Origin of the sequence: Pseudoduganella sp. RAF53_2, assembly GCF_052113985.1 — a bacterium.
GTDB lineage: Bacteria > Pseudomonadota > Gammaproteobacteria > Burkholderiales > Burkholderiaceae_D > Rugamonas.
This window is the reverse complement of record NZ_JBFRDW010000940.1, coordinates 1-1,562: the sequence shown is the minus strand read 5'-3', so window position 1 is coordinate 1,562 and position 1,562 is coordinate 1. Positions and strand designations below refer to the sequence as shown.

General features: G+C 59.3%; 1 pseudogene. It reads left to right on the top strand.

Annotated elements, in window-relative coordinates:
• Positions 1–1,562, top strand: a pseudogene (locus tag AB4Z11_RS31210) (glycosyl transferase family 51); the annotation flags it as partial.

Genomic DNA, 1,562 nt, shown 5'->3' with positions numbered 1-1,562 from the left:
GCGCGTGCACCTGGCGAATCTGCTGGGCGATAACCGCATGTACAACCTGGACCGCCTGGATCTGACCGTCACCAGCACGCTCGATGCGGAAGCGCAGAAAGCCGTAACCGCCGTACTGCGCGAATTGCGCGATGCCGAAACGGCGCAGAAAGCGGGCCTGACCGGCAAAGGCATGCTGGGCAACGGCGATCCGGCGAATGTGGTGTACAGCTTCACTTTGCTGGAAAAGGGCGAGAACACCAACTTCCTGCGGGTGCAGACCGATAACTTCGATCAGCCGCTGGACATCAACGAAGGCGCCAAGCTGGATCTGGGTTCGACCGCCAAGCTGCGTACCCTGGTGACCTATCTGGACATCGTCGACCAGATGCACAAGAAGTATGGCCAGATGAGTAATGATGAGCTGAAGAAGCAGCAGGTCGACCAGCGCGACCGCATTACTTCCTGGTCCATCGAGTACCTGATGGCGACGCCAATGGACAAGCGCGACCTGCCATCCATGTTGAACGCGGCCATGGAGCGTAAGTATTCCGGCAATCCGGGCGAGGGCTTCTTCACCGGTGGCGGCCTGCATTTCTTCGGTAACTTCAGCAAGGATGACGACTTCAAGATCCTGACGGTGCGCGAAGCGCTACGTCATTCCACCAACCTGGTGTTCGTACGTCTTATGCGCGATGTGGCGAAGTGGTATTCCTTCCAGATGCCGGGTTCATCGCAAACCCTGCTGACTGATGCGGACGACCCGCGCCGTGCGGCCTATCTGGCGCGCTTTGCGGACAAGGAAGGCAAGGAATTCCTGTACCGCTTCTACGCCAAGTACCGCAACAAGTCGGAATCCGAACTCGATCCGACCCTGCTGGAATCGGTGCGTCCGACGCCGGTGCGCCTGGCCACGATTTACCGCACCATTCATCCGGAAGCGGATCTGGCGAAATTCAGCAAATTCGTCAACGACAATCTGGTGGTGCAGAACGATGTGCCGGATGATCGTCTGGCGAAAATGTACGACCAGTACGCGACCGATAAATGGAATCTGGCTGACCGCGGCTACCTGGCCGGCGTGCACCCGCTGGAACTGTGGATGGTGGCTTATATGCACCGTCATCCGGAAGCCAATCTGACGCAGATCGTGGCGGCCAGCGAAAAGGAGCGCCAGGAAGTTTATCAGTGGCTGTTCAAGACCCACCGCAAGCACGCGCAGGACAAGCGCATCGCCGGCCTGCTGGAGATGGAAGCCTTCATGGGCATCCACCGCCAGTGGAAGAAGATGGGTTATCCGTTTGAATCGCTGGTGCCTTCGTATGCAACCACGCTTGGCGCCTCGGCGGACCGTCCGGCGGCACTGGCCGAAATGATGGGCATTATCATCAACGGCGGTGTGCGCAAATCCACGCAGCGCATCGACTCGCTGCACTTTGCGGCCAATACGCCTTATGACACCAAGGTCGCCAAGGGCAAGCCGACCACCAACGAGCAGGTGCTGTCGCCGGAAGTGGCGCGCGTGGTGGCGGACGAGATTCGTGGCGTGGTATCGGACGGTACGGCGAAGCGCGCCAAAATGG